General features: G+C 67.3%; 5 protein-coding genes. All 5 read right to left on the bottom strand.

Translation table 11 applies throughout. The features are described from left to right. Positions 1 to 476 precede the first annotated feature (476 nt). The 5 genes from prpF to ACGTNF_RS16110 all read right to left on the bottom strand — a co-directional run bounded on the left by prpF (position 477) and on the right by ACGTNF_RS16110 (position 7,313). Positions 477 to 1,646, bottom strand: a complete 1,170-nt coding sequence (gene prpF, locus ACGTNF_RS16130; protein ID WP_394602527.1) for a 2-methylaconitate cis-trans isomerase PrpF — start codon at positions 1,644 to 1,646, stop codon at positions 477 to 479. Next, the gene (acnD, locus tag ACGTNF_RS16125) at positions 1,643 to 4,282 is read right to left on the bottom strand and encodes a Fe/S-dependent 2-methylisocitrate dehydratase AcnD (RefSeq protein WP_394602526.1); all 2,640 of its coding nucleotides are present in this window, start codon (positions 4,280 to 4,282) and stop codon (positions 1,643 to 1,645) included. The genes prpF and acnD overlap by 4 nt, the downstream gene beginning before the upstream one ends. 206 nt (positions 4,283 to 4,488) lie before the next feature. Further along, entirely contained in the window at positions 4,489 to 5,616 is a 1,128-nt protein-coding gene (gene prpC / locus ACGTNF_RS16120; protein WP_394602525.1) for a bifunctional 2-methylcitrate synthase/citrate synthase, read from the bottom strand. A gap of 66 nt (positions 5,617 to 5,682) precedes the next feature. Beyond that, a complete protein-coding gene (prpB, locus tag ACGTNF_RS16115) occupies positions 5,683 to 6,573 on the bottom strand; it encodes a methylisocitrate lyase (RefSeq protein WP_394602524.1) in 891 nt (296 codons plus the stop codon). After that, positions 6,570 to 7,313, bottom strand: coding sequence for a GntR family transcriptional regulator (locus ACGTNF_RS16110; protein ID WP_016853819.1), 744 nt, complete (start codon positions 7,311 to 7,313; stop codon positions 6,570 to 6,572). The genes prpB and ACGTNF_RS16110 overlap by 4 nt, the downstream gene beginning before the upstream one ends. Between the last annotated feature and the right edge of the window lie 27 nt (positions 7,314 to 7,340).

Raw genomic sequence — 7,340 nt, 5'->3', positions numbered from 1 at the left:
TTATCTGATCGATTGTTAAAGAGCAGCTCGACTCATTAAGGAGAAGAGCATCTTGCGTTACCGGCCGCTTGGCCAGTGCCTCGCAAGGAAGGCGTATTCTACGTGATCGGCGCGTCGTGTCAACCGGTGATCTTCAAGCTCTCGAGAGAGCGAAGCGGATGACCGACCGTGCGGCTTCAGCGACTGAAGCGGCCTCCGATCGAGCCCTTGGCGGGCTACTGTAGCGAGTGGCAGGCATTCTACCGATTCCGCTGGCCTTGTCAATCGAGCTTTTCCGACAACCGCCGAAAAACCTCAAGAAAAACAAGCGCTTCTTCCACTCATCACCGCCTGCAACGTTGCCCGTCGCCGGCAGCGGATGCGTACTTTACGGATTCTCCCGGGGCGACGCAAGCCCTCTCTACAAATATAGTCCGGCCGACCGTGCGGGCCAAGACGATGCCCATGCCGTTTCGGCATCGCCCTGCCCCGCCGCCCTAGAAGCTGTCTTCTGGTACCCGAACGAAGCCTTCCATCAGCACCCGGGCGCTTCGACTCATGGTGGCCTTGAGCGCCGTCCAGCCGCTGGCGGCCTTGCGGGCTTCTGCCCCCACCCGCAGCGTGCCGGAGGGGTGACCGAAGCACACCGAGGTACGCTCGCCGCCGCCGGCGGCCTTGCTGACCAGGGTGCCCGGCACGGCGGCCGCGCTGGCGATGGCCACCGCGGCGGTGCCCATCATGGCGTGATGCAGTTTGCCCATGGACACCGCCCGCACCAGCAGGTCGATATCCTCGGCGGCCACGGTCTTGCCGCTGGAGGCGAGATAGTCGCCCGGCGGCGCCACGAAGGCCACCTTGGGCGTGTGCTGACGCTGAGCCGCTTCCTCGGCCCGGGCGATCAGCCCCATGCGCAGCGCGCCCTGGGTGCGAATCGCCTCGAGGCGCGCCAGCGCTTCGGCATCATTGTTGATCGCCTCCTGCAGTTCGGTGCCGGTATAGCCGATGGCCGTCGCCTCGACGAAGACGGTGGGAATGCCGGCGTCGACCAGGGTCGCCTGCAGGGTGCCGATGCCCGGCACCTCGAGCTCATCGACCACGTTGCCGGTGGGGAACATGGCGCCCTCCCCGTCCGCGGGATCCATGAAATCCACCGCCACCTCGGCGGCCGGGAAGGTGACCCCATCGAGTTCGAAGTCGCCGGTCTCCAGGACCTCGCCGTCCCGCATCGGCACATGGCCGACGATGGTCTTGCCGATGTTGGCCTGCCAGATGCGCACCTCGGCGATGCCGTCCCGCGGCAGGCGCTCGGGGTCGACCAGGCCGCTGGCGATGGCGAAGGGCCCCACGGCCGACGAGAGATTGCCGCAGTTGCCGCTCCAGTCGACGAAGGGAGCGTCGATGGACACCTGGCCGAACAGATAGTCGACGTCGTGATCCGGGCGCTCGCTCTTCGACAGGATCACCGTCTTGCTGGTACTGGAGGTCGCCCCGCCCATGCCGTCGATCTGCTTGCCATAGGGGTCGGGGCTGCCGATCACCCGCAGCAGCAGCGCATCGCGGGCCGCCCCGGGCGCACGAGCGGCCTCGGGCAGGTCGTCCAGGCGGAAGAACACGCCCTTGCTGGTGCCGCCACGCAAATAGGTGGCGGGAATGCGGATCTGGGTCATGCGTGGGTCGCCTCCTCGCTCTCTTCCCCTTCCAGGAAGTCCTCGGCGAAGCGCTGCAGCACGCCGCCCGCCTTGTAGATGGAGACCTCCTCGGCGGTATCCAGGCGGCAGATCACCGGCACCCGCTCCATGCCCCCACTCTTGCGGTGGATCACCAGCGTCAGCATCGCGCCCGGGGCGGGGTCGCCCTCCACGTCGTAGGTCTCGGTGCCGTCGAGCGCCAGCGTATGACGGGTCGTGCCGGGCTCGAACTGCAGCGGCATCACGCCCATGCCGATGAGATTGGTGCGGTGGATGCGCTCGAAGCCCTCGGCGACGATCGCCTCCACGCCGGCGAGCGCCACGCCCTTGGCCGCCCAGTCCCGCGACGAACCCTGGCCATAGTCGGCGCCGGCGATGATGATCAGCGGCTGACGACGCTCCATGTAGGCCTCGATGGCCTCCCACATGCGGGTGACCTTCCCTTCCGGCTCGATCCGCGCCAGCGAGCCCTGGATCACCTCACCCGCTTCGTCGCGCACCATCTCGTTGAACAGCTTGGGATTGGCCAGCGTCGCGCGCTGGGCGGTGAGATGGTCACCGCGGTGGGTGGCGTAGGAATTGAAGTCCTCTTCCGGCAGGCCCATCTTCGCCAGATACTCGCCGGCGGCGCTGTCGGCCATGATGGCGTTGGACGGCGACAGATGGTCGGTGGTGATGTTGTCCGGCAGGATCGCCAGCGGCCGCATGCCCTTGAGCCCGCGCTCGGCGGCCATGGTGCCTTCCCAGTAGGGCGGCCGGCGGATATAGGTGCTCTGCGGGCGCCAGTCGTAGAGCGGGCTCTCGGCGGCTTCCACCGCATCGAGATCGAACATCGGGATATAGACCTCCCGGAACTGCTCGGGCTTGACGTACTCGCCGACGATGGCGTCGATCTCCTCGTCCGAGGGCCACAGGTCCTTGAGGGTGATCGGCTGGCCGTCGGGATCGAAGCCCAGGGCATCCTGCTCGATATCGAAGCGCACCGTGCCGGCGATGGCGTAGGCCACCACCAGCGGCGGCGAGGCCAGGAAGGCCTGCTTGGCATAGGGATGAATGCGCCCGTCGAAGTTGCGGTTGCCGGACAGCACGGCGGTGGAATAGAGATCGCGGTCGATGATCTCCTGCTGGATCTTCGGGTCCAGGGCACCGGACATGCCGTTACAGGTGGTGCAGGCGTAGGCGACGATGCCGAAGCCGAGCCTCTCGAGCTCCGGCAGCAGGCCGGCCTCTTCCAGGTAGAGGCGTGCGACCTTGGACCCCGGCGCGAAGGACGACTTCACCCAGGGCTTGCGCACGAGGCCCAGCGCGTTGGCCTTCTTCGCCAGCAGGCCGGCGGCCACCACGTTGCGCGGATTAGAGGTATTGGTGCAGCTGGTGATGGCGGCGATGATCACCGCGCCATCGGGCATCAGTCCCTCGCGCTCTTCCTGCTGCGCCTTCGCGTAATCGACCGCGACGCCGCGGTCGTGCAGCGCGCTGGTCGGCAGGCGGCGATGCGGGTTGGAGGGGCCGGCCAGGTTGCGCTCCACGGTCGACAGGTCAAATTCCAGCACCCGCCCGTACTCGGCGCCGGCCAGGTCGTCCGCCCACAGGCCGGCCTGCTTGGCGTAGGTCTCGACCAGCTCGACCTGCTCGGGCTCGCGCCCGGTGATCTTGAGGTAGTCGAGGGTCTGGTCGTCGATGTAGAACATCGCCGCGGAGGCGCCGTACTCCGGCGTCATGTTGGAGATGGTGGCACGGTCGCCGATGGTCAGGCTCGCCGCCCCCTCGCCGAAGAACTCCAGATAGGCCCCCACCACCCGTTCGTTGCGCAGGAACTCGGTGATCGCCAGCACGATATCGGTGGCGGTGATGCCGGGCTTGCGCTTGCCGGTCAGCCGCACGCCGACGATGTCGGGCAGGCGCATCATCGAGGGGCGGCCCAGCATCACGGTCTCGGCCTCGAGGCCGCCGACACCGATGGCGATCACCCCCAGGCAGTCGATATGCGGGGTGTGGCTGTCGGTGCCGACGCAGGTATCCGGGAAGGCCACGCGCTTTCCATTCTCATCGGGGCGCGCCTGCACCACCGGCGACATCTTCTCCAGGTTGATCTGGTGCATGATGCCGTTGCCGGCGGGAATGACGTCGACGTTCTCGAAGGCGGTGCGCGTCCAGTCGATGAAGTCGAAGCGATCCTCGTTGCGGCGATCCTCCACCGCCCGGTTCTGCTCGAAGGCGTCCTGCTCGAAGCCGGCATGCTCCACGGCCAGGGAGTGGTCGACGATCAGCTGGGTCGGCACCACCGGATTGACCTTGGCCGGGTCGCCGCCGCGCTCGGCGATGGCGTCGCGCAGTCCGGCCAGATCGACCAGCGCCGTCTGGCCGAGGATGTCGTGACAGACCACCCGGGCCGGGTACCAGGGGAAGTCCAGGTCGCGCTTGCCGTCGATGATCTGCTCGAGGGCGGCGTCGCGCAGGCCCGGCTCGCAGCGGCGCACCAGCTGCTCGGCCAGCACTCGGGCGGTGTAGGTCAGGGTATCGTAGGCGCCGGGGCGAATCGCCTCGACAGCCTCGCGGGTATCGAAGTAGTCCAGCCCGGTGCCGGGCAGGGGCTTGCGGTAATCGGTATTCATGGCGTGGCCACCCTCGGATCGGGGCATGGACAGGAAAAGACGCGCCGACAGAAGCGGCAGTGAATCCGCCGCGACTCCCGGAGCATTGGCCGGTGACAAGCCTTCGCGAGGGCGCTGTAAACCCCTCCCTGGGCGCTACCGACGCCATCCCTGGCGTAGGACCCTCGCTGCGGCTTGTCCACGGCTACACTGCGGCGAGCTGGCAGTCAGCGGCGCTCTTCCAGCGGCACCCACTCGCTATGCTCCGGCCCGGTGTAGTCGGCGCTCGGGCGGATGATGCGATTGTTCTCGCGCTGCTCGAAGACGTGGGCGCACCAGCCGGTGACCCGCGAGCAGACGAAGATCGGGGTGAACAGCTTGGTGGGAATGCCCATGAAGTGATAGGCGCTGGCGTGGAAGAAGTCGGCGTTGCAGAACAGCTTCTTCTCGCGCCACATCACCGCCTCGACGCGCTCGGAGACCGGATAGAGCACGCTGTCGCCCACATCTTCGGCCAGCTGCTTCGACCACTTCTTGATGATGGCGTTGCGCGGATCGGACTCGCGATAGATCGCATGGCCGAAGCCCATGATCTTGTCGCGGCGGGAGAGCATGCCGAGGATCTCGCGCTCGGCCTCCTCCGGCGACCGCCAATGCTCGATCATCGCCATGGCGGCCTCGTTGGCGCCGCCGTGCAGCGGGCCGCGCAGCGAGCCGATGGCCCCGGTCACGCAGGAATGCATGTCGGAGAGGGTCGAGGCGCAGACCCGCGCGGTGAAGGTCGAGGCGTTGAACTCGTGCTCGGCGTAGAGGATCAGCGAGACGTTCATCACCCGGGCGTGCAGCTCGGAGGCCGGCTCGCCGCGCAGCAGGTGCAGGAAGTGCCCGCCCACGGACGCGTCGTCGGTCTCGGTCTCGATACGCACGCCATCGTGGCTGAAGCGATACCAGTAGCAGATGATCGAGGGCAGCGCCGCCAGCAGGCGGTCGGCGACGTCCTGCTGCTGATCGAAGCTCTCCTCGGTCTCGAGGTTGCCGAGCATCGAGGCGCCGGTGCGCATCACGTCCATGGGGTGGGCGTCGGCCGGAATCTGCTCGAGCACGGTCTTCAGCGCCGGCGGCAGGCCGCGCAGGCCCTGGAGCTTGGCGATGTAGGCATCGAGCTCTTCCCGGTTGGGCAGCTTGCCCTTGAGCAGCAGGTAGGCCACTTCCTCGAAGCGCGCCTTGTCGGCGAGCTCGCTGATGTCGAAGCCACGGTAGGTCAGGCCGGCACCGCTCTTGCCGACGGTGCACAGGGCGGTGGAGCCGGCGCTCTGACCGCGCAGGCCGGCGCCGCCGATCGGTTTGTCTGCCATGGTGTCTCTCCTCTTGCTGCGTGAGCTTGGCGTGGTGTTGTTGTTGGAAGACGGTTCGGGACGCGCTTATGCGTCCTCGCCCTTGTCGGCAAAGAGCGCATCGAGCTTGCGCTCGAAGTCGTGGTAGTTGAGGAAGTCGTAGAGCTCCTCGCGGGTCTGCATCTGGTCCACCACGTCGCGCTGGTGGCCCTGATCGTGAATGCTCTGATAGACCCTGAGCGCCGCGGCGTTCATGGCGCGGAAGGCCGACAGCGGATAGAGCACCATGCGGCAGCCGACTCCGGCGAGTTCCTGCTGGGTGAACAGCGGGGTGGCGCCGAACTCGGTGATGTTGGCCAGTATCGGCGCGTCGAGGCGCTCGCAGAAGGCGCGGTAGTCGTCCAGCGTATGCACGGCCTCGGCGAAGATGGCATCGGCGCCCGCCTCGATGCAGGCGTTGGCACGCTCGATGGCGGCCTCGAGCCCTTCCTTCTGGAAGGCATCGGTGCGGGCGATCAGGTAGAAGTCGGGATCGAGGCGCGCATCGGCGGCGGCCTTGATGCGGTCGACCATCTCCTGCTGGGAGACGATGGCCTTGTTGGGTCGATGACCGCAGCGCTTCTGGGCCACCTGGTCCTCCAGATGCACGGCGGCGACGCCGGCACGCTGCATCTCCTTCACCGTGCGGGCGATGTTGAAGGCGCCGCCCCAGCCGGTGTCGATGTCCACCAGCAGCGGCAGGTCGGTGGCGCCGCAGATGCGGTGGGCGTCCTCGACCACGTCATTCATGGTGGTCATGCCGAGGTCCGGCAGGCCGAAGGAGGCGTTGGCCACCCCGCCGCCGGACAGGTAGATCGCCGGATGACCGACGCGTTCTGCCATCATCGCGGTGTAGGCATTGATGGTGCCGACGATCGGCAGCGGCCGACTGGCCTCGAGGGCGGCGCGGAAACGGGCGCCGGGCGTCGCTTGGGTCATGGGTTTCTCCGGTCGGTGGCGGAGGCCTGGTCAGCGGCCTCCTGTTCCTGTTCGAGGACGGCGGCGTAGCGCTCGACGACGTTCTCCCGCGAGGCGCTGACGTGGCGCCGCATCAGCAGCTCGGCGAGCTCGGCGTCGCCGGCCTCGATGGCATCGACGATGCGGTGGTGCTCGACGAAGGCCCGCTGGGGACGCGAGCCGCTGGCGCTGAACTGGGTGCGATACAGCCGCACCAGGTAGTAGAGGTCATCGCACAGCATGCCCATCAGCATCCTGTTATGGCTGCCCTGGACGATGCGGTAGTGGAAGTCCAGGTCGCCCTCTCGCTGATAGTAGGCCTCGCCGCGGCTCAGGTCGCTCTGCCGCTCGTGAAGCGCCAGCACCTCGCGCAGCCCGGCGATCTCCTCGGGCGTCATGTGCTCGGCGGCGATCCGCGCCGCCATGCTTTCCAGCGCCTCGCGCACGTCGAACAGCTCGAGCAGTTCCTGAATCGAGAGCTTCACCACCCGGGCCCCCACGTGCGGCACCCGTTCGATCAGCCGGTGCGCCTCGAGGCGACGCATCGCCTCGCGCAAGGGCCCACGGGAAATGCCGTAGGTACTCGACAGGCCGGGTTCGGTGATCTTGCTGCCCGGCGCCAGCTCGCCGCGGACGATGGCGTCCTGCAGCTGCTGGAAGACGCGCTCCGCCAGGGTGCGGACCTCGGGCGTCTGAACCGATGGTGTCTGGGCGTTGGTCATGTTAATTGTCGACAATCAAGGGATGTA

The organism is Halomonas sp. B23F22_10 (assembly GCF_043496975.1).
Lineage (GTDB): Bacteria > Pseudomonadota > Gammaproteobacteria > Pseudomonadales > Halomonadaceae > Halomonas > Halomonas smyrnensis.
The sequence above is the reverse complement of the archived record's forward strand: the minus strand, read 5'-3'. Positions and strand labels throughout refer to the sequence as shown.